Annotated in this window: 11 protein-coding genes; all 11 read right to left on the reverse strand. The window is 37.2% G+C overall.

Going from position 1 to position 22,428, the window contains the following annotated elements:
- Positions 1 to 547: 547 nt before the first annotated feature.
- Positions 548 to 6,988, reverse strand: coding sequence for a GEVED domain-containing protein (locus tag BMW64_RS03100; RefSeq protein ID WP_089998357.1), 6,441 nt, complete (start codon positions 6,986 to 6,988; stop codon positions 548 to 550).
- 270 nt (positions 6,989 to 7,258) lie between these two features.
- On the reverse strand, positions 7,259 to 10,201 hold the full coding sequence (locus BMW64_RS03105; RefSeq protein WP_089998515.1) for a reprolysin-like metallopeptidase: 2,943 nt from the start codon (positions 10,199 to 10,201) through the stop codon (positions 7,259 to 7,261).
- 166 nt (positions 10,202 to 10,367) lie between these two features.
- The gene (locus BMW64_RS03110; protein WP_089998358.1) at positions 10,368 to 12,380 is read right to left on the reverse strand and encodes a M43 family zinc metalloprotease; all 2,013 of its coding nucleotides are present in this window, start codon (positions 12,378 to 12,380) and stop codon (positions 10,368 to 10,370) included.
- 240 nt (positions 12,381 to 12,620) lie between these two features.
- Positions 12,621 to 13,280 carry a DUF6048 family protein gene (locus tag BMW64_RS03115; protein ID WP_089998359.1) on the reverse strand — a complete coding sequence of 220 codons (660 nt, stop codon included), beginning with the start codon at positions 13,278 to 13,280 and terminating at the stop codon, positions 12,621 to 12,623.
- A complete protein-coding gene (locus tag BMW64_RS03120) occupies positions 13,246 to 13,728 on the reverse strand; it encodes a DUF6452 family protein (RefSeq protein WP_089998360.1) in 483 nt (160 codons plus the stop codon). The genes BMW64_RS03115 and BMW64_RS03120 overlap by 35 nt, the downstream gene beginning before the upstream one ends.
- A gap of 33 nt (positions 13,729 to 13,761) precedes the next feature.
- A complete protein-coding gene (gene rlmD, locus BMW64_RS03125) occupies positions 13,762 to 15,174 on the reverse strand; it encodes a 23S rRNA (uracil(1939)-C(5))-methyltransferase RlmD (RefSeq protein ID WP_089998361.1) in 1,413 nt (470 codons plus the stop codon).
- A gap of 151 nt (positions 15,175 to 15,325) precedes the next feature.
- A complete protein-coding gene (locus BMW64_RS03130) occupies positions 15,326 to 16,873 on the reverse strand; it encodes a TlpA family protein disulfide reductase (protein WP_089998362.1) in 1,548 nt (515 codons plus the stop codon).
- 135 nt (positions 16,874 to 17,008) lie between these two features.
- Positions 17,009 to 17,776, reverse strand: coding sequence for a succinate dehydrogenase/fumarate reductase iron-sulfur subunit (locus tag BMW64_RS03135; protein ID WP_089998363.1), 768 nt, complete (start codon positions 17,774 to 17,776; stop codon positions 17,009 to 17,011).
- A gap of 24 nt (positions 17,777 to 17,800) precedes the next feature.
- Positions 17,801 to 19,813 (reverse strand): fumarate reductase/succinate dehydrogenase flavoprotein subunit, encoded by a 2,013-nt coding sequence (locus BMW64_RS03140; RefSeq protein WP_089998364.1) that lies wholly within the window; start codon positions 19,811 to 19,813, stop codon positions 17,801 to 17,803.
- A gap of 15 nt (positions 19,814 to 19,828) precedes the next feature.
- Complete coding sequence (locus BMW64_RS03145; protein WP_089998365.1) at positions 19,829 to 20,491, reverse strand: succinate dehydrogenase cytochrome b subunit; 663 nt, start codon at positions 20,489 to 20,491, stop codon at positions 19,829 to 19,831.
- A gap of 145 nt (positions 20,492 to 20,636) precedes the next feature.
- A complete protein-coding gene (locus BMW64_RS03150) occupies positions 20,637 to 22,406 on the reverse strand; it encodes a ComEC/Rec2 family competence protein (protein WP_317048310.1) in 1,770 nt (589 codons plus the stop codon).
- Positions 22,407 to 22,428 lie beyond the last annotated feature (22 nt).

Genomic DNA, 22,428 nt, shown 5'->3' on the forward strand with positions numbered 1-22,428 from the left:
TCTAATTAGGCTGATTGTTTCAAATGAGAACATATGTGCTTTAGAACAAATTATAATAGGTTTTGGCTAAAGCCAAGCTTCTTATCCTTATGTGAATGGGCTAAAGCCCATTTCTATTGATATTATATGTTGGTTTATTAAAATCCGGGTATTACTCTACTTATCTTTGGGTAACAGTCTACTTCTCTTTGGTGACACTCTACTTCACTACGGTAACAGTCTACTTCACTATGGTAATGCTCTACTTACCTTTGGTAACACTCTACTTCTCTTTGGTAACGCTCTACTTCCCTACGGTAACAGTCTACTTCACTATGGTAACAGTCTACTTCACTATGGTAACGCTCTACTTACCTTTGGTAACACTCTACTTCACTACGGTAACGCTCTACTTCACTATGGTAACAGTCTACTTCCCTTGAGTAACGTTCTACTAACCTATGGTATTATCTTACTGATGTTCGATATTGCCTTAGCTAAGAACTGGTGTAAAACAAAACAGGCTCTCAAAACTGAGAGCCTGTAAGATGATTAATAGTTAAATGATTTATTCTTTAATAAATTTCTTTTGAACGGAGATATCATTTCCATCCTGAATATCGATGATGTAAACACCATTTATCAGTGTATGAACATCAATCTTATTGTTCAGGATAATTCCGTTTGATACTAACTGTCCTGCTGCATTGTAGATCTTATAATTCGCTTTTTTGCTTATATTTTTCACGTACAATACTGTGCTTACCGGGTTAGGATAGATTAAAATATCCGTCTGGTTGACAGGGTTAGGAACAATCGGTTTAGATATTCTCACGGTATAGTCTTCTACCTCACCAGCAGGGAAGTTGTTACAGTTTACCGGGATTGCATCTTTCGCCAATGCAACTCTCATGACTACATATTTGTAATCTGTCAAGCTGATGAAAGCATCCGCCGGCACGGTAAACGTTCCGCTTGCAGTATCATCTGCATTTGGAGCAACCGCCATGATTCTTTCGTTGATATCGAAATAACCGTTTCTGTTGAAGTCGATCCAGACAGCTACCCCAGCCTCTGTATTACCAGAAAGCTTTTTGTCAATAATGATCTGGTTGTTTGAAGAACCTTGGATCAATTCTATAAACTTCAACTGATTACCTGTATAATCTGTGTAGTTGGATGCTGCGGATGTATTTTCCATAACAGGCTTATCAGTCGGCTTCACCGTAACTTTTGAAATATATGCAGAAGCTGATGATGCAGACGACATCTGACAATAGATTACAGTAGGCGTTGTGAAGAAGTACGGAAGGGTATAAGTACCCGGTGTACCGCTACATACATTGGCAACCTGTAATTCGTATTGTGTCAACTCCAATAATCCTGTCAGCGTAAGGGTGTTCGTATTTGAAGTAACTGTTGTCCAGCTCGGAATACCAACTTTTCTATATCTTAGGATATATGTTGCTCCAGGGAATGCATCCCAAACCACAACAGCTGTCGTAGGTGTAAGGTTAGTGATCGTTAATCCTGGAGGAGGTAATTCACACGTTCTTTCAGTTGTAAATACTTTAGGATTAGACCATGCATTAACTGTTGTTTCACCATTACAGATATTGGCTACCTGTACTTCATATGTTGTATATGGACTTAATCCCTGAATCGTATATGTATTCAATGGAGGTGTTGTAATATTTACAGTTGTCCACGTTGTACTTCCCACGACTCTGTATCTTACTACATACGTAGCACTAGGTACTACCGGAGCCCAGGTTACGACTGCAGAGTTTGTGGTTACAGTACCGATCGTTACATTCGGAGGTGTAGGATCACATCTTGTCGTAAATGTCTGAACCGGTGTGAATGTTCCAGGTGTAGTTCCACAGCTTGAAGCAATCTGTACTTCATAGGTTGTCGCAGGCGTTAAACCGGTTAATGCCAACGGTGGATTTCCTGTTAGTGTTGAAGCTACAACTTCTGTCCAGGTACTGGTACCTGCCACTCTGTATCTCACAATAAAAGTAAGACTTCCTGTAGGTACAGTCCATGTGATATTAGCAGACGTATGAGTAATTGTATTGAATGCTAAATTTGTTGGTGTATTAGTCGAACATGGTCTTAATTTCACCGCATAATCTTCAACCTCTCCGTTTACTGCATTCTGACACATTACCGGAGCACTAGAACGCTTCAGTACCACTCTCATGGTTGTTGTTAAAGCTCCACTATATGCAGTTGAAGGCACATCGAACAAGGCTGTTACAGGGCTGGTTGTGCTTGCTGCAGAAGCCATAATCTGTTCTGATGTTTCGAAAACTCCGTTTCTGTTGAAATCGATCCAAGCAGATACAGCATCATTTTGAGTTGCCCCTTTTGCTACTGAGATCTTATTTCCAACAGATCCTATTTCCAGATTAATTAGTGTAGCCGGTGTTGTGTAACTTATATAATTCGTCTGAAGAGATGTATTACTCATCGGAGGAATACCCGGGTTTACTGAAGTTACGGTAACATTAGAAATGAAATCGGTTGTTCCCGTACCCGTCATATTACAGTAGGTAATCGGTGTCGTCGTAAACGGTACAGACGAAGACCAAGGCCCCTGAGTTCCGCCACAGATTGTTGCTACCTGTACTTCATAGGCTGTTTGTTCTGTAAGACCCGCAATATTATACGTATTTCCTGTAATTGGTGCAGGAGATACATTCCATGCTCCTACAGGGTTGGTTGTTCTCCATCTTACGAGGTAAGTAGCCCCTGTAGAAGATATCCATGATACTGTAGCCGTAGTCGCTGCAATATTTGTTATGGTAATACCGGTAGGAGCTGCTGTAGTACATGGCTGGATATCTATGAATTTCACCTGATAATCCTCAACTTCTCCGTTACTTGTAAGTGGTGAACACGCATCGTCAGGTGTAAGATAGTACACAATAACACGCATTTTCACTTTATTTGCTCCAGCATATGCTCCAGCCGGAACTGAGAATGTCGCTGTAACCGGCGTTGTTGATGAGTAACCAAGATTCATGATTCTCTCACCTCCCGGAGTCGTTGACGGGGTATTGTTAAATACTCCATCTCCGTTAAAATCGATCCATGCATTAGTAGAATAAGTACTTGACAATATTGTTCTTCCTACAGAAAGTACGTTATTGGTTGAGTTTCGGGCTAATGTGATAATTTTAGTAGCATCGTTTGAATAATCAGTATACGTACTAGGACCTGAGTTATTAGACATCATCGGCGTAGCCGTACCTGTCACTTTAACATTATTGATGTAACCATCACTAACAGTAGCCGTACCCGAATTACAATAAGATATTGCCGGAGTTGTAAAGTTCACTGAACTTGACCACGCTCCTGTAGTACCACTACAAATTGTTGCTATCTGTACTTCATACGTTGTACCTCCATTAAGGTTTGTGATCGGATATGGGCTTGTTGCAGCTGCAATAGTTGTCCAGGCACCTGTACCTGTTCTATATCTTAATGTATAAGTAGCTCCAGTAGCACCTATCCAGGAAACTAATGCTGAAGAAGCTGTAACATTTGTAACGAAAATAGGAGAAGGCGGCGCAGTTGTACAAGGTGCGAGATCAATGATCTTCACCGCATAATCTTCAATTTCTCCGTTTGAAATTGTTGCACAAGGGTTCGTAACGGTGCTTGTAGAGAAGATCACTCTCATTCTCATTGTAAGCGGGCCATTATAAGATATCGAAGGAACCGTGAAAGTAGCACTGATAGGTGTAGTCGTACTGGTTCCCGAGCTTATTACTCTTTCGTTTGTTTCAAAAATACCGTTTCTATTAAAGTCAATCCATGCACCTACTGCTAATGATGAGCTGAATGAAAGCCATGATTTAGATACAGAAATAGTGTTGTTGGTTGTGTTACGAACTAATGTAATTAGTTTAGCAGGATCTGAAGAATAGTTTGTATATGTATTCGCTCCTGAATTATTACTCATAACATATGAACTGGTAGGAGTAACTGTTACATTAGAGATATAACCGTTGGTATTATTATTTGAAGTAATCGTACAATACGTAACTTCCGGTGTTGTGAATTGATAAGGAGCCGTAAATGTTCCTGTTGTTCCTGAACACACATAAGCTACCTGAACTTCATAAGAACTTAGTTCTGACAATCCATTAATCGTATAAGAATTTGATGTCAACGGAACAGTTGTCCATGTTGTAGAACCTAAAGGTCTGTATTGTAATACATATGTAGCTCCTACAGCAGGATCCCACATTACATAAGCAGATGTTGCTGTAAGGTTGGTCACTGTAAGGTTCAACGGAGCATTACTTGTACAAGGTATTGGCTGAATTAATTTTACCGCATAATCTTCAACCTCTCCATAGGTAAAACTTGTACACATTGTAGGAGAAGTATTATACTGCATTACTACTCTCATTCTTGTTGTAGCCGGACCATTGTAAGCCCCCGCAGGAACAGTGAATGTGGCAGTAACAGGAGATGTCGTATTAGCAGGAGAGTTCATTACCTGTTCTGAAGCTTCAAAAGTGCCGTTTCTGTTGAAGTCAATCCAAACACCTACTGCTTCACTGAAGGTACTTCCGGTCCAGAATTTTGTTACAGATAATGTATTCGATGCAGATCCGATAACAAGATTCACTAATGCACTTGGTGTAGTTGTATAATCTGTATAAGTAGATCCGGTTGAGTTATTACTCATTACTGCTGCACCATTTGGCGTTACCGTAACATTAGAAATATATTCATCGCCGAAGTTACTTGACGTCATGTTACAATAGTTAAGGCCTAATGTTGTAAAGGTGGTAGAAGCAGAGAAAGGTCCCTGAACCCCGTTACAAACTGTAGATACCTGTACTTCATATTGAATACCGTCACTTAAACCTGTAAGATTTACAGAGTTTGCCGTAGTTGGAACTGTGATCCATGTTGTACTTCCTAACGGACGATATTGAACTACATATGTTGAATTCGCTGTAGCTGTCCATGCAACTGTAGCTGTCGTTTGTGTAATTGCAGATACTGTGATACCCGTTGGAGCAGCTCCTGTACAACTCATTAAATTGGCTACTGTAGCACTTCCTATTGCATAAAAGACATTGCCGATTGAGCTTACTCTTATTTTAACGTTACCCCCTAAGGTAAGACCATTAAGAGTTAAAGATTCATTCCCGTCATTTGCAGTAGAAGCGGATGCTACCGTCCATGTTACTCCGTTATCGGTTGTATAATCAATTTTTACATTCGCTACATTATATGGAGCTGCAGTTGTATTAACAACATCCCATGTAACGGAAGTTGGACCGTTATTATACGCAGTCGTTGTGGTTACTTTAAAAGGTCCGTCATTTCCTACAACAATCTGCTGGTTCGCATACTGGGACTGCTGCTGTGTAGGAACAGGATTATTATCTCTAACTGTTACTCTGAAATTGGTAGTTCTGGCAACAGTAGAAACAGACTCCCATCCATTATTGGAATTATTTAAAACACCCGCTAAAACTGAAGATAGTTTAGGAAAATATCTTGTAGGGCTCGTTGTCGGATTGAATGATCTGAACGTAGCACCACTAGCAGTTGTTCCCAGGTTATTTTTATTGATGGTAACGTTGGCATTATCTACTTCTTCCCAGCAATAGGTCATCGGGTCATTCTCAGCATCTGTTGCAGAAGCTGTTAAAACAAACGCTGTACCTTTAGGGATATTATAAGTAGTTAATGGACTAATTACTGGTGGGTTATTCGTAACAGCTGTTTCAACATCACATGTCTTATTGGTAAGGTTATTCTGAACCTGTGTAATACTTACCGCATGGAAGTAAGGATCAGAGTGAGCTTGAACATCAGTATTTGCTCCAGTGATACCAGCATATCCCATAATAGTAGACCCTGAACCAGGTTCTACATTTACGCCTGCAGTTTCCAGACCATGTGAGAATGTATGATTTGCACCAAGCTGATGCCCCATTTCGTGGGCTACATAATCTATATCAAAATTGTCTCCCTGTGGAATACCATCAGCAGGAGAAGTATATCCTGAACCTTTCTGAGTTGCATTATTATTAGCCGGATCAACGCATACACAACCTATACATCCTGCATTTCCTCCACCTCCTGAAGCACCGAATAAATGTCCGATGTCATAGTTGGCACTTCCTACATTGGCTGTAAGCGTTTGTTGCAACTGAAGATTCCAGTTGTTCATCTGTGCAGCCGGAGAATAAGGATCTGATGCTGGATCAGTATATATCACCCCCGGAAAATTCTGTAAATTCAGATGCAATGCAAAGTCTTTTTCAAATACTCCGTTTACCCTGGTTAAAGTAGCGTTGATAGCCGTTAATGCATTAGCTACAGTACCTCCAAAGTATTGAGTATATTCACCTGTTACCGACATTGCCAATCTCATCGTTCTGTATTTTTTATCAGAAGACTTCGCAAAATCGGTTGTTTGATTGTTGAAAGATTTTCCAGCTTTGTAAAGCTTATCGATTTCCTGTTTTGTCAACAGGTCTTCGTTCATCGAGCAAAGGAAACCTTCGTTACTTTTATCAGTTTTTGGGTGCACACCGTAAACTGTTTTGCCTTTATCGGCGGGCTCTATAAATTCAGATACTCCGTTTTTGATAATCATTGACTGAAAATCATCCGGAGCCAAGCTAAATCTAAGATACTTGCTAGGATCATCAATCCCGACACCTACATATGATCCCAGCTGGTATTGATCTGCCAATTCTTTTACAACCACTGGGAAGCTGTAAACGGCAAATTTTTCAATTTTCCCCTCTAAAGTTGGCAAAGAAATTGTAACGGGTTTTGCATTTTTCCCCGTTTCCTGAGCTTTCGCCAATTGAGACTTTAGTAAAGAAATGTCCAGAGTGTAATAGCTCTTAATATCCGAGCCTGCTCTTGTTTTTTCTCCTCTGAATGTTGTGGGACTCCATTGTGCACTGGTGATCGCAAACAAAAAGAGGAAAAAGAAAGAAGTAAAATTTTTCTTCATAACTTTCTCAATATTATATTAATTATACAAATCTAAACATTTTTTATTATTAATTTAAAGATATAAATAATTATTTCATACAAATATCACAACAAATTAATCAAACCTTTTAAAAAAAGACGAACATAAGCAATTATATACTGCATAATTTAAATTTGTTTTTAATTTTTTGCCAATATTATAGTTTAGGTTAAATTATTTTGCACATTTATAACACAAAAAATCCTCAGGTTTCCCCGAGGATTTATAATTATTCAAAGTTATTTTCTATTATTTCTTGATGAATTTGGATGTGAATAAATCTTTTCCTTTTTCTTCAATAGTAATTACATAGCCTCCTTTAATCAATTCAGAAACATTGATCTGACCGTTATTGATATTTCCTTGTCTTACCAATTGTCCGGCAGCACTATAAATCTTATAAGATGCCTTATCGGAAACTTTAGTTATGTTTAAAATATCTGATACCGGGTTTGGATATAGTTGGATGTCATTTTTAGGGCCAGTTACCTCATTAGTTGCAAGTGGAGCATTTATAATAACGGCATAGTCCTCAACTTCTCCATTAGGGAATCCACCACATGCAAAATCTTCAGGAATGGTCGCACCCACGTATTGTGGGTTAATCAAAACAGTAACAACTCTCATTCTCAATGGGGTATTTGTTAATGCCGTTGAAGGAACCGTAAATGATCCTGATACAGGTGTAGCTCCTATTGCCAAGCCAGTTACCGGCATATTTAAAACTCTTTCATTAGCTTCAAAAGTCCCATTCTTGTTGAAATCAATCCATGCCGCCATTCCGTTATATGATGCACCTACAACAGTTGTTGTAAGAGAAACACTTATTGAGTTTGTGCTATTCGGCAATAAATTTGGCTGCAATGATGTATTAGCAGTAAAGTTTGAATATGTCGAACCTGTTGTGGTATTATTTACTGTGCCCAGTGTAACGTTTGAAATATAGTTAAACTGTCCGCTACTACTAGCAGAAGTACAATAAACTACTGGCGCAGTAGAGAAATTAACTGATGCAGAATAAGCACCTGGAGTTCCTGAACAAACAGCAGCTACCTGTACTTCATATGCTGAAGCATCTGAAAGTCCCGTAATATTAACAGTTGGTTCAGTAGATGTTGTCTGCTGCCATGTAGTTGAGCCAACTATTCTATATCTGATAATATAAGTTGCATTTAAAACAGGAGTCCAGTTTACAGTAGCGCCATTAAATGTAATGTTGCTTGTTGCCACACCTGTCACAGCAGATCCATTACAAGGAGCATAAGCTGCTAAAGTAATTCTTCCGACAGCATAGAATACATTATTAATAGCCGACACTCTTAGTTTAATGATTTGTCCATTCATTGATGAAGGAAAAGTAAAGCTTTCAGTTCCATCATTTGGAGTGGAAGCCGCCAAAGTAGTCCAGCTTGTTCCGTTGTTTGTTGTATAATCGATCTTAACGTTAGCAACATTATAAGGTGCCGCCGTAGTATTTACAACATCCCAATTGATTGGCGTAGGATTATTTACGTTAGCATATAAAGTACTTACTTTAAATGGTCCGTCATTTCCAACCGTGATTGTCTGCACATTATAATCAGCCTGTTGCTGAGAAGCATTGGCATTATTATCTCTTGCTGTAACAGCGAAATTCATCTCTCTAGCAACCATAGGAACAGACTCCCATGTATTATTACTATTATCCAAATATCCATTCAAAACTGACTCCAGTTTAGGAAAATATCTTGTAGGACTTGCACTTGGTGAAACAGATCTGAATGATGCCCCAGTCTCAGTGGTTCCAATATTATATTTATCAATAACTTCATCGGCATTATCTACTTGTTCCCATGTAAAAGTCATAGGATCATTTTCAGGATCAGTAACATTATTAGCTGTTAATACGAAAGCAGTTCCTTTAGGAATAGTATAATCAGGCAAATCAGGTATTATTGGAGGATTATTGGATATAGAAGTTTCTACATCACATGTCTTAGCGATAAGGTTACTGTTTACCTGCTCCAAGCTTATTACATGAAAGTATGCATCAGAGTGCGGCTGAACATCTGTATCAGCCCCTGTAATACCTGCATATCCCATAATCGTAGTCCCAGAGCCGGGCTCCATATTGGTTCCAGATCCTTCTAAAGCGTGGGCGAATGTATGGTTAGCACCTAGTTGATGTCCCATTTCGTGGGCAACAAAATCAATATCAAAAGCATCACCTGAAGGAGAAGTGCTTTGGGTAAAACCAGATCCTTTTCCTAACGAGTTATTATTTGCTGGAGCAATACATACACATCCTATACAGCCTGCATTTCCATTATTTCCTGCAGCATTGAATACGTGACCGATATCATAATTTGCATTACCAACATTTGCAGTAAGAATCTGCTGCAATTTTAAATTTAGGTTATTTGTCCCAATATACGGGTCAGAAGCAGAGGTCGTATAGATAATTCCTGGATAACTTGCAATATTTAGGTGTAATGCAAAATCTTTTTCAAAAACACCATTTACTCTCGTCATGGTTGCATTAATCTGAGCCAAAGCAGTTGCTAAAGTTCCTCCTGTAAAAGTTACGTATGAACTTGTGGCAGATATAGCCAATCTCATAGTCCTGTACTTCTTATCATAACTTTTAGAGAAATCTGTAGTCTGATTTGTAAAAGACTTACCTTTTTTGGCCAACAATTCAATTTGCTTTAAAGCAGCGGGAGTTTCTTCAGTAGAACATTCGAATCCATGTTTGCTTCCCTGAGTTTTCGGATGTACTCCATAAACCGTTTTAGCAGAATTCGCAGGCTCTACAAATTCATAACCTCCGTTTGAGAAGATCATAGATTGAAAATCATTAGGAGCAAGAGAAAATCTAACATATTTGGAAGGATCATCCACTCCTACCCCTACATATGACCCCAATTGATACTGGTCAGCAAGATCCTTTGCAAATACAGGAAAACTGTACACTGCAAACTTCTCTATTTTACCACTCATCGTCGGCAAAGAGATTTCAACAGCTTTAGCACCTCTTCCTGCTTCCTGAGCATTTGCAAGTTGTGATCTTAAAACTGAAATGTCTAATGAATAATAGGCTTTTATATCAGCCTCTTTTCTTAGCTTATCTCCTTTAAATGTGGTGGGTGACCATTGTGCAGTTGCCGCACCTATCATAAAAAGAGAAAAGAAAGAAGTAAAAAATTTCTTCATAGCTTTTTCATTAAATTTATCGCCAAATATAACCATAATTGATTATATACTGCTATATGCATATTAATTTTAACATAAAAAACAAAATATGTCAATTAATTATAGAATAAAATAAAAAGAAAAACCTCAGGCTGACCTGAGGTTTCTAATGTTTAAATTCTTTAAATTATTTTTTGATAAACTTAATACTTTCTGAAATATTATGGTCTTTAATTGTGATAATATAATTACCTTTTACAAAATCTGAGACGTTTACTTGGCTATTAATAATTGTTCCTTTTCTTACTAACTGTCCTACAGCATTATGAATTTCAAAAGTTGCTTTATCAGACACGCTTTTGATGTTCAATATATCGTGAACAGGATTTGGATAAATCCCAAATACATCTTTTTTAGGAACTTCATTTGCAGCCAAAACCTGTGCTTTAATAAGCCTGCTCTGAGTTGAAGGGAAATTCGAACCTGAAACCAGCGTTGTTCCGGATGTTGTCGTGATATTATAATATCCGCCATATGAGTAAAAACCGTCTCCATAAGAATCTGTTATGTTAAATGTATAACACTCATTGGGGTTTAGAGTCCAGTTTTGGGTAATTAAAGCCGGCATATTCGGATTAGCATCTGTATACCCACCTGCCGGGCTGCTATATACGGCGGCTCCTGCACTGTTTTTCAAAGTCCATGATATTTCAGAACCGAAATAATCCAGCTGAAGATTAAACACCACATTTATATCAACGGGAGTAGGTGCTCCTACATAACTTCCGGTAACTGTATCATTTGATGACCTTTGGTCTGTCACTCCATTTGCAGTAATTATACTAACCGTTACAGGTCCAGCATTGGTATTAGCCGCAACTGGAAGATTCACAATCTGATACTTATCCTGTGCCAAATTTCCTGTCCAATTATATGTTTGAGAATTACCATTGATCGTATAATTGATGGTAGCAGATGTTAACGGATTCGTTCCTCTATTAATAACAGAAATCTGTAAAGCCTGAGGCGTACTACAACTTGGAGTTCCGCAAGCTCGTTCCAATTTCACTTCAGCGTCGTTAGCGAATAATGGAATAGGCAGATTTTTTATAGATGTTTTTAAAGAAGCTCTTCTTGGAGAATTGTTCATTACAGCCGTAATTCTCGCCTTTTGATCATTGGTAAAGATATTCATACAGCTGTCATTGGTATAATCCATATAATTTTCAAACATTTCATCTGTCGTACCACAAGTATTTGATTTCGGATGCGTAGGACATCCTCCATTTGAGGTTTGATGTACAGGAGTATCTGAACAGTAGTCTGTACCACAGGTAGTATCTCCCCAAATGTGCCTTAACCCTAAAAAGTGCCCTACCTCATGGGTCATTGTTCGTCCTTTATCATAAGGTGCACCCATAATAAATGTGCCATTTGTATCAAAATCACTGCTTCCAAAGGTAGCAAAATTAGCGACTACCCCATCAGTAGAAGCAATACCTCCGACAGGGTTCAAACCTTGAAGATTGGATCCGTCCGGAAATTGGGCATATCCTAAAAGATTTGTATTAGGTGATGCAAATGCAACACTCCACATATTCATATATTGGGTAGGATCCCATATAGTTTCAGGTTTTACAAAAGCTTCAATAGCGTCTCTTTTAAATGTAGATTGGCACATTTTCACCCTGTCGATTCCATTGGTAGGATTTCCCTGTGGATCTACTTTTGCCAACGCAAACTCAATCTCTACATCAGCACCCACCGCGCTAGAGTTAAACCCTGGTGTTCCTGTTAGTTTACGATAATCCTGATTCATTACGGTAATCTGAGAAATAACCTGTTCATCAACAATATTAGGTGCAGAACCATAAGCCTGACCGCCATGAATAACATGTACAACCACAGGAATTGTTACAATGTTACCATTCATAGATTTTTCAGTTTTAGCTTTTTCAATAAAAGGTTTTATCCATGCTTCGAATTGATCGGTAGTCATTCTTCCTGGGAAATTTTTTCTTAAAAATTCCTCATATTCAGTTGTTCCGCATCTGTCATAACCATTATACACAGCAAGAACATCAGCAGATTTTACAGAAAAGTCGCCTTTTGACTTTACATTAATAGTCTGTGCATTATAAATTCCTGCCAATAGCAATGGAAGCAACAAAAAAGTTTTAGAAATAATTGAGTTTTTCATCTTTAAAAATTAACATTTACAAATATATAATTTTTTAACGTTTTTCAATTATATTATTGAAGTAATTTGAATTTTTAACAAATAATCACTCACCAAAATATGATAAATTATAAATTATTCACATTGAAAAATTGGATATAATTTATATATAAGCTTAAAAATCATCTATATATTGTAAATAGTTTTCCTCTGAAAAACCAGCTCTGCAAATAAGTGGTTATTAAACCTAAGCCTGTATTATCAAAACTTATACGCCAGATTCCAGGCAAAACCCATATTGAATTTTGAAGAGCTTTTTCCAAATCCGGGAACGATCATAGGCTGTATATCATCTTGTTTGGTTGTGAAAAGAAGATATCTGGGCTGCAGATTTACATCAATAAAAAAATTTGATTCAAAGAGTTGTACCCGACCACCGATAGTTCCTTCCAGCCAGTAAGAAGATTGTGTAGATGATGGAAAACTTACAGATGAACTGCTTCCTCCATAACCTCTTACCGGAACTGCCATATACTCTTGGGTGTAGAATGAACCTGCCGCTTTTCCTCCTGCATAAAAGCCATTAAATTCATTTTCAGGATCTTTTGCCAGCATGTAAAAAACTCCCAGCTTCAGGAAAGGTCCGTTGGCTTTTACATCATAATTATTTTTTTGATAAATATTAGATTCAAAACCAGCTTCAATAATACCATGAATGTTATCTTTTATTTTTGAAGAAATAAAACCTTGATACAGCTTTCTGTCAGAAAAAAAAGAAACTCCTGTATTAAGAACATCTACACCAACCATAAAGTTAGGTTTATATTTCCATTTTTCCTTTTCTGTTTGCTTGGTTTCCTGAGCGTAATTCAGAACGCCAATTATACTAAAAAAGAAGGTAAAGATTAGTCTTGTCTTCATTCTCTATAAAATTTTGCCCCGCCTCAATGCCTTTTATGGCTGCTGTTGGTGATGGAGTTAATACCGGATTTAAATTCTCGTATGTCTTTTTAATTCCGCATCCTGGCGAAACGTAAACTGATTTTGTGGAATAATTCACCCTTACTTTAGATTCGGCGCCTGCCTTTTCGGTTCTGAAATAAATATCGGTGTAGGGAGAATCATCTACTCTCAAAGGAATTATTGTCGAAGTAATTTTTGCCTGCCCTCCCAATTGTACTTTCCCTGAGCCATAATCTACCGCAATATAAAGTGAGTCCACCGTTTTTACTTTCTTATCATCGAAGGTGAGGAATGAAACTTTCATTCGGGGAGTTCCTTCGCCACTTTCACAGATGTCATCATCAGATCCGCAGGAAAGCAGCAAACCGATAAAACATAAAGGTAACAGGAATTTAAAATATTTCATACTAATATTTGATCGTTTTCAAATTTAAATAAATTATTTCTTAATCAGCAATGCTATATTTTCGACGTGATGAGTTTGCGGAAACATATCTACCGGTAAAATTTTCACCACATCATAATGTTCTTTCATCAATGCAAGATCTCGAGCCTGAGTTGCGGAATTACAGCTTACATAAACTACTTTTTCAGGTGATAGCTTTAATATCTGCTCTACCACCTTCTGATGCATTCCATCTCTTGGAGGGTCAGTGATTAAAACATCGGCTTTCGGATGATTAGCAAGGAATTCGTCGTTAAAAATATCCTTCATATCACCACAATAAAACGTTGTATTGGTAAGCCCATTCAATTCTGCGTGTTCTATAGCCGCGTCGATAGCCTCCTGTACAGATTCTATACCGATCACCTGCTTAGCCTTTCGTGCTACGTACTGAGCAATTGTACCTGTTCCGGTATAAAGATCATAGACCACTTCATCACCTTTTAAATCTGCAAATTCAAGTGTTTTTCTATACAATTCAAGAGCCTGCTTATAGTTGGTTTGAAAGAATGATTTTGGACCAATCTTAAATTTCAGACCATCCATTTCTTCCATTAAAAATCCTTCTCCGGAATATACATTGATGTCCAGATCATAGATTGAATCATTCGGTTTTGGATTGATTGCGTAAACCAATGTTTTAATCTGCGGAAAAGTTTCGAGTAAGAATTGAAAAAGCCTTTCTCTGTTTTCTTTTTCTTCTCTGAAAAGCTGGAAAAGGACCATCCATTCGCCCGCTGAGTTCTGTCTCATCATTAATGTCCTTAAAAATCCTTCGTGGCTTTTAACATCAAAAAAATCCAGTCCGTTTTTTACAGCATATTCTTTTACGGCAAGCCTTATGGTATTTGAAGGTTCTTCCTGAAGAAAACACTCTTTAAGATCAAGAATCTTGCTCCACATTCCCGGAATGTGAAATCCTAACGCATCTCTGTTTCCAAAATTTTCTTCCGAACTTATTTCGTATTGAGTCAGCCAACGAGCATTGGAGAAAGAAAACTCCATTTTATTTCTGTAAAAATACTGTTCTTCTGAGCCCAAAATCGGCATGGTCTCGAAATTCTCAATCCCCCCGATTCTTTTAATATTATTATAAACTTCTTCCTGCTTAAAGTCCAACTGCTTCTCATAACTCATATTCTGCCATTTGCAACCACCGCAAACCCCAAAATGAATACATTTCGGATCTACTCTGTAAGGTGACTTTTCAAGCAGATCTACAGCTTCGCCTTCATAATATTTGGATTTCGCCTTTTTAACTTTTACATTCACAACATCGCCGGGAATTGCCCCGGTCACCATTACTGTTTTTCCTTCTTCTGTTCTACCTATGGCAACACCTTTAGCACCCGCATTTAAGAGTTTAATATTTTCAAGAATAATATTTTTCTTATTTCTCTTTTTCATTAAGAATTTTTTCTGTTTTAACTTTTAAAACTTTGTCAAAGATTTAAACTTTGACAAAGTGTAACCAGAAACACAGAGGTTTCCAGTTTGCAAAAATACAATAAAAAAAACCTTATCCGAAGACAAGGTTTTTATCTATATTCAATTTAAATTATTTTGTCTGAGACGGCTGAGGATTTGCCTGTTGCTGAGGAGCCTGTTGACCCGCCGCTGCAGGATCCATACCTGATCCCGGCTGTAATTGAACATTAGGATTTACTTTCGGAGCTGAAAGTCCTGTTTGTTTATCCAAAACAGTTACCAATTCAGGATCACCAAGATTGAAGAATGGCTTGCTGGCAATTTTCCCGTCTTTATCAACGACAATAAAGCAAGGTAATTTAAAACCGTATACGCCGTATTTCTTAGCAATATCAGAATTTAATCCTCCTTCACCATAAACGTTGGTTCCTGTAATTCCTTTCATCAGCGAATTGCTCGTTTTCACAAACTGATCTTTTGTATCATCAACATTTATAAAAACAAAATTCATTTTTGACTTGTAAAAGTTTATAACTTCTTTTAAAACAGGAATTGATGCTTCACCGATATAAGGATTCCATGATGCGTAAAACATCATCATGTACGGTTTCCCTTTGTTTGAAGAAAGACTGTACGATTTTCCATCAGCTTTGATTAAAGACGCATCCGGAGCCTGCTCGCCGATTTTGAAACCATTAATTGCAAACTGGATTTTCTTTAAATCTTCTTTAATGGTAGCATCTTTTATATCCGTATCGATAATTTTTTTAATTTTTTCGATCGTTTTTTCAGGTGATCCCGGATGGATATCAGATTGAGCCATTACAAAAGCCAATAAATAATCTTTAGTCGTTTGTGAAAGATCTTTCTGATTTTTCTTTAAATATTCAGTAAATAATTCTGAAGTGGTAATATCTGTTTTTCCGGCACTGTTGGCCTGAGCATACTTCTGGAAATCAGGACTCATCTTACCTAAAAGATATTGTCTGTAGTAAGGGTTTTCTTTTACCATTACCTCTTTATTTTCCTGAAGCTTATTTTCAAAATCCGTAAAAGCTTTTGTCACTTTGAAAGATGGATTTCCCATTTGCTTGTGACTCATTTCATATTGATTAAGAATGGTAAGCAAAGTACTTGATAAATCGTTCTTTTTCCACTGTACAATTTCATTATCCGGATTGAATTTCTGAACGTTCTCTTCGATATTTTTATTAATATCAGCCTGAACCTTTTCAATTCCCTTTAAGAAAGTTTTCTCATCTTTTGCCATAAGCTCATTCATATTAACCTTCTGAGCATAGGTTGAAAGATATTTTTGTGTGGCTGTAAAGAAATCATTATTGTTTTTGGCATCACCTGTAATCGTGTACTCTGACGGGAATGTCATTCCGTTACCTGCGATTTCAAGTTTCTGTCCTCCTTTCAGATAGATCAGATTTTGTTTTCCACCATACGACATTACATACATTCCGCTTTTTGGAGCTTCAAAGCTTCCTGCAAACGTTCCGTCCTTATTAATACCAATATTAATCAATGGTAAAGTAGCAACTCCTGATGCTTCAATGAATTCGATTCTTTCTAATGGAGAACCGCCGCTAATTTTTCCTTTTACTTCTACTTTTTTAGAGCAGGACATCGCAAAAACAGCGATGATAAACAATAAAAGATATTTTCTCATTTTAAATTTTATAATTACGCAAAAATAGGTTTTTCGATAAATTAAAAGCAAGCAAATGCTACTTTTATGAAAGATTTAACTAAAAAAATCGCCATCCTTAAAGGAGACGATTTTTTATGATGTGATAAGTAATTTTTATCCTCTGTCAACGAATGCCGACATGTACTCTCTGTTCATTCTGGCGATGTTCTCAAGAGAAATTCCTTTAGGACATTCCACTTCACAAGCACCGGTATTTGAACAGTTTCCGAATCCTTCTTCATCCATAGCTTTCACCATATTCAGAACTCTTCTCTTCGCCTCTATTCTACCTTGTGGTAATAGTGCATATTGAGAAACCTTTGCTCCAACGAAAAGCATCGCGGATCCGTTTTTACAAGTAGCTACACAAGCTCCACAACCGATACATGCAGCTGCATCCATCGCTTTGTCTGCATCTTCTTTAGGAACCGGGATAGCATTTGCATCCAACGTGTTTCCTGAAGTATTCACCGAAATGAAACCACCTGCAGCCATTACTCTGTCGAACGCGCTTCTGTCTACCATTAAGTCTTTAATAACCGGGAAAGCAGCGCTTCTCCATGGCTCAATAACGATCGTCTCTCCGTCCTTGAACATTCTCATGTGAAGCTGACACGTTGTAATCCCGGTATCAGGACCGTGAGCTCTACCATTGATATATAGAGAACACATTCCGCAGATTCCTTCACGACAGTCGTGGTCGAAAGCGATTGGTTCTTTACCTTCGTTAATTAGATTTTCATTAAGGATGTCCAACATTTCAAGGAATGAAGAATCTGTAGAAACATCCGATATTTTATAAGTCTCAAACTGACCTTTAGATTTATTATTTTTTTGTCTCCAAATTTTCAGCGTAAGATGTAAGCCTTTTTTTGCACTCATAATTTTGTATTTAAAGATTGGAGATTATTTGTAACTTCTTGTTTTCACTTCAATATTATCATAGATCAGCTCTTCTTTATGCAACACTTCTGCATTGATATCGCCTCCCTGATATTCCCAAGCTCCAACATATTTGTAATTAATGTCATCTCTTTCCGCCTCTCCGTCTTTCGTTGCGTGGTCTTCACGGAAATGTCCTCCACAAGATTCGTTTCTATGTAATGCGTCGATCGCCATTAATTGCCCAAGTTCTAAGAAGTCAGCTACTCTGAATGCTTTTTCAAGCTCGGTATTCATACCGTCGTTATCTCCAGGAACTTTTACATTTTTCCAGAAGTCATTTCTTACTTCTTCGATTTCTTTTATCGCTTCTCTTAATCCTTCAGGCGTTCTTCCCATCCCTACTTTATTCCACATGATATTTCCTAATCTTTTGTGGAAATAGTCAACAGAATGAGTTCCATTATTATTAAGGAAGAAATCTATTTTTTCTTTAATTCCTTTTTCAGCTTCGTCAAATGATGAAGAGTTAGTAGGAATAGCTCCTGTTCTGATATCTGCAGATAAATAATCTGCAATGGTATAAGGAAGTACAAAATAACCGTCAGCAAGTCCCTGCATTAACGCAGAGGCTCCTAATCTGTTAGCACCGTGATCAGAGAAATTGGCTTCACCGATGACGAAACATCCAGGAATAGTAGACTGAAGATTGTAGTCAACCCAAACACCACCCATAGTGTAGTGAACGGCCGGATAAATTTTCATTGGTGTCTTGTAAGGATCATCAGCAGTAATTTTTTCGTACATTACGAATAAGTTACCGTATTTCTCTTCAACCCAATTTTTACCAAGATCATAGATCTGCTGATCAGTCGGATTATGAATATGTTTCTCAATAGCAGCTTCTCTACCTTTTTTCATGATCTCTGTAGAGAAATCAAGGTAAACACCTTCCTGAGTATCGTTATTTTCGATTCCGTATCCGGCGTCGCATCTTTCTTTAGCAGCTCTTGAAGCAACGTCTCTAGGTACGAGGTTACCGAATGCAGGATATCTTCTTTCAAGATAATAATCTCTGTCTTCTTCTTTAATATTTTCAGGTCTGAGTTTTCCTGCTCTGATGGCTTCTGCATCTTCTTTCTTTTTAGGAACCCAGATTCTTCCTGAGTTTCTTAAGGATTCGGACATCAACGTCAGTTTAGACTGCTGTGTTCCGTGAACCGGAATACATGTCGGGTGAATCTGCACATAACAAGGATTTGCGAAATAGGCTCCTTTTTTATGAATTTTCCAGGCTGCAGAAACGTTTGAACCCATTGCATTCGTAGAAAGGAAATATACGTTTCCGTAACCTCCCGATGCAATAACAACGGCGTGAGCAGAATGTCTTTCGATCTCACCTGTTACAAGGTTTCTTGCGATAATCCCTCTTGCTTTTCCGTCAACGATTACAAGATCCATCATTTCGTGACGGTTGTACATTTTGATTCTTCCTTTACCGATCTGACGGCTCATTGCAGAATATGCACCTAATAATAACTGCTGACCTGTTTGCCCTTTTGCATAGAATGTTCTTTTTACCTGAACCCCACCAAATGAACGGTTATCTAACTGACCTCCGTACTCACGTCCGAAAGGAACACCCTGAGCAACACACTGGTCGATAATATTTGCGGAAACTTCAGCTAATCTGTAAACGTTTGCTTCCCTTGCTCTATAGTCACCACCTTTGATGGTATCATAGAACAATCTGTAGGTAGAGTCACCGTCTCCCTGGTAATTTTTGGCAGCATTGATACCTCCCTGAGCAGCAATAGAGTGCGCTCTTCTCGGAGAATCCTGGTAGCAGAATGCTTTTACATTATATCCCTGCTCTGCTAAAGTAGCCGCAGCAGAACCACCTGCCAAACCTGTTCCAACAACAATAATATCAATCTTGTCTCTGTTGTTTGGTGCAACAAGGTTCATATGGTCTTTATGATTTTTCCACTTATCCTTTAAAGGACCCGCCGGAATTTTTGAATCTAATTTACTCATATTAGTATATTGATATTATTGAGTTACAAAGTGATAAATTGCGATAAAAATAAAACCTGCAGGAATCAGGATGGAATACCATTTTCCCAATGCCATAATTACAGGAGTATATTTAGGATGTCTTGCACCTATTGACTGGAATGAAGACTGAAAACCGTGTCCCAAATGCAATCCCAGCAAGATAAAAGAAATGATGTATATGATTACTCTCCAGGCATCTGCAAATTTAGCATGAAGATCTCCCCAGAAACGTGATTCTTCGATCGGCAACCCATCTACATACTTGTAATTCATTTCATGAAACCAGAAATCATACATGTGAAGAAAAATAAAAGCCAAAACCACAGCACCCGAAATAATCATATTTCTAGACATCCAGGTAGAATTGTGAGAAGGATTATTTGACTCGTATTTAACAGGACGTGCTTTTTGGTTTTTAATTTCCAAAACAAATCCCATTACAAAATGGAAAACCACAGCGAATATCAGAACCGGCTGCATTACAAATTGAATAAGAGGATTATACCCCATAAACTGCGAAGCATTGTTGTACGCATCCTCACCAAAAACCGATAAAAGATTTACAGTAAGGTGCATCACCAGAAATATCAGCAAAAAGATAGCCGACAATGCCATAGCATATTTTCTACCTATCGTAGAACTCGTTAAACCTGCCATATAAGTTTAAATTTGATTTTCCACAAAATTAAGAAATGTTAACTAGATCAAAAAGTGAGAAATCTCACATATAGCCAGTTTGTAACGTTTCTAAATAAGCGCTTAAAACATTATAAATAAAGGAAAAACAACAAAAACAGCAGAATCACTTTATCTCATAAATTTTGTCTTTGTAAACAACTTTTTGTACTGAAGATGGAAAGCTTTTTACTTTAATATTCTTTATCCGTCGTGATGCACAGTATGGTTTGATAATAAAATCGTTAAGCTTGGATTTGTCAGAATTTTCATTAATCCAAAAACAGACAGATTCATTTTTCTTTATTGATAATACTTTATTCTTTGAAAAGTCGTGAATAAGAACTTCGTCTTTCTGATTTTCATAAAAATCTAAACCCAATCTCAGAATGAAAAATACAGACAACACCATCATAAATCGGGTTAAATTTTTAAGATTACACTGCAAAATAACAAATCTCAATACAAAAATAATAACAAAAAGAGAAAAAACCTCTGACAAATCCATAGGGATATTTTCAAAGAACAGTGTTTTAAAATCAGCAAACCAATGTATTATTTTAAGCAAAACATCAATGGTATAACCGTAAATCAAATTCATGAATTCAAAATCGAGATTGAAAGCTATAAGAGCTGTCATTAAGAATGAAAACACAATAATAATTTCTGAAAACGGAACAATGAAAAAGTTGGCCAAAATGGAAATAAATGAAAACTGATGAAAATAATACAAAACAAGAGGAAGTGTTGCAACCTGTGCAGAAATGGAAATTGAAACGGTATTGAAAATAATTTTCTTTAACCAATTATCCTGTTTGGGAAGAAGATTCAGAATCGGCTGATTTAACCAGAATATACCAAGAACAGCAAGAAAGCTCAACTGAAATCCGATATCAAAAAGCTGTTGTGTGTCAGAAATTAAGATCATAAAAGCAGATAAAGCCAAAGCATGCAAAAGATCCGGTTTTCGTTGCAGCAAAATATATATAAAGTAAATGCTCAGCATGAGGCTGGAACGGACGACTGAACTTCCAAAATCAATAAAAATAGTGAAGAGCCAGATTAAAACCAAACTTGTAATGATCGCATATTTTCTGCATTTCAATGGTAAAATTTTTATCAGCAGAAAATAAAAAATCCCGAAAATCACAACGATGTGCGTTCCCGAAATCGCCAGAAAGTGTACCAGCCCCGACTTGTTGAAATCCTGAACGGTCTGCGCATCAATCTCGGTGCGATCTGCGAGGATAATTCCCTTCAGAAATTCTTTTGATTTTGAGTACATTTTTGTTCCGTCAATATTTTGGAGAACTTCAAGCCTTTTCTGGGAAAATTTTTCGGTAAGACTTAAATCATTTCTTTCTGCAGAGAAAATCCCACCATTAGTATAGCATTGGTATTCAATATTTTTTCGCTTAAGATATTTGGAATAATCAAACTGAAAATCATATTGCGGAACTTTCGGCTTAGAGATATAAGCCTGAGTTTTATAGTAGTGATTAAAATCCAGTTCTTTTTCGCTTTTAGGAATATACAAAAGCGCATTGAAATTCTCTTTTTCTATCTGCACTACAGCTTCATACTTCCTGTTCTTTTCATTAGAATTCAGCTTTTTTGAAATTTTAAAAACAATAGTATTATTTCCGGAAGCAGAAATTTGTTCATTGAATGAGTTATAAAAATGCAGAGCCATGCCAATTCCAAAAAACATAACACATAAAAGATAAGGTTTTGCTTTATGGAAAAAATAGTTTTTAAAAAAAGTTAAAATCAAAATAATCAAACAGATACCCGTTAGTGTACGAATATAAGTCACATCGAAAGAAAACTTATCCTGGAAGAAAATTCCGAGGATAAAATAGATGACGAGTATGAGAATAGGTTGCCGGCTCAACAATTGTGTTTTCCCAAAAATATTT

This window comes from Chryseobacterium taichungense (genome assembly GCF_900109935.1).
In the GTDB taxonomy this organism is placed as follows: Bacteria; Bacteroidota; Bacteroidia; order Flavobacteriales; family Weeksellaceae; genus Chryseobacterium; species Chryseobacterium taichungense.

Excerpts from the sequence above, each read along its gene's own strand:
- BMW64_RS03145 (WP_089998365.1), bottom strand. The coding sequence starts at position 20,491 with ATGGCAGGTTTAACGAGTTCTACGATAGGTAGAAAATATGCTATGGCA.
- BMW64_RS03120 (WP_089998360.1), bottom strand. The coding sequence starts at position 13,728 with ATGAAATATTTTAAATTCCTGTTACCTTTATGTTTTATCGGTTTGCTG.
- BMW64_RS03100 (WP_089998357.1), bottom strand. The coding sequence starts at position 6,988 with ATGAAGAAAAATTTTACTTCTTTCTTTTTCCTCTTTTTGTTTGCGATC.
- BMW64_RS03130 (WP_089998362.1), bottom strand. The coding sequence starts at position 16,873 with ATGAGAAAATATCTTTTATTGTTTATCATCGCTGTTTTTGCGATGTCC.
- rlmD (WP_089998361.1), bottom strand. The coding sequence starts at position 15,174 with ATGAAAAAGAGAAATAAGAAAAATATTATTCTTGAAAATATTAAACTC.
- BMW64_RS03115 (WP_089998359.1), bottom strand. The coding sequence starts at position 13,280 with ATGAAGACAAGACTAATCTTTACCTTCTTTTTTAGTATAATTGGCGTT.
- BMW64_RS03140 (WP_089998364.1), bottom strand. The coding sequence starts at position 19,813 with ATGAGTAAATTAGATTCAAAAATTCCGGCGGGTCCTTTAAAGGATAAG.
- BMW64_RS03135 (WP_089998363.1), bottom strand. The coding sequence starts at position 17,776 with ATGAGTGCAAAAAAAGGCTTACATCTTACGCTGAAAATTTGGAGACAA.
- BMW64_RS03105 (WP_089998515.1), bottom strand. The coding sequence starts at position 10,201 with ATGAAGAAATTTTTTACTTCTTTCTTTTCTCTTTTTATGATAGGTGCG.
- BMW64_RS03110 (WP_089998358.1), bottom strand. The coding sequence starts at position 12,380 with ATGAAAAACTCAATTATTTCTAAAACTTTTTTGTTGCTTCCATTGCTA.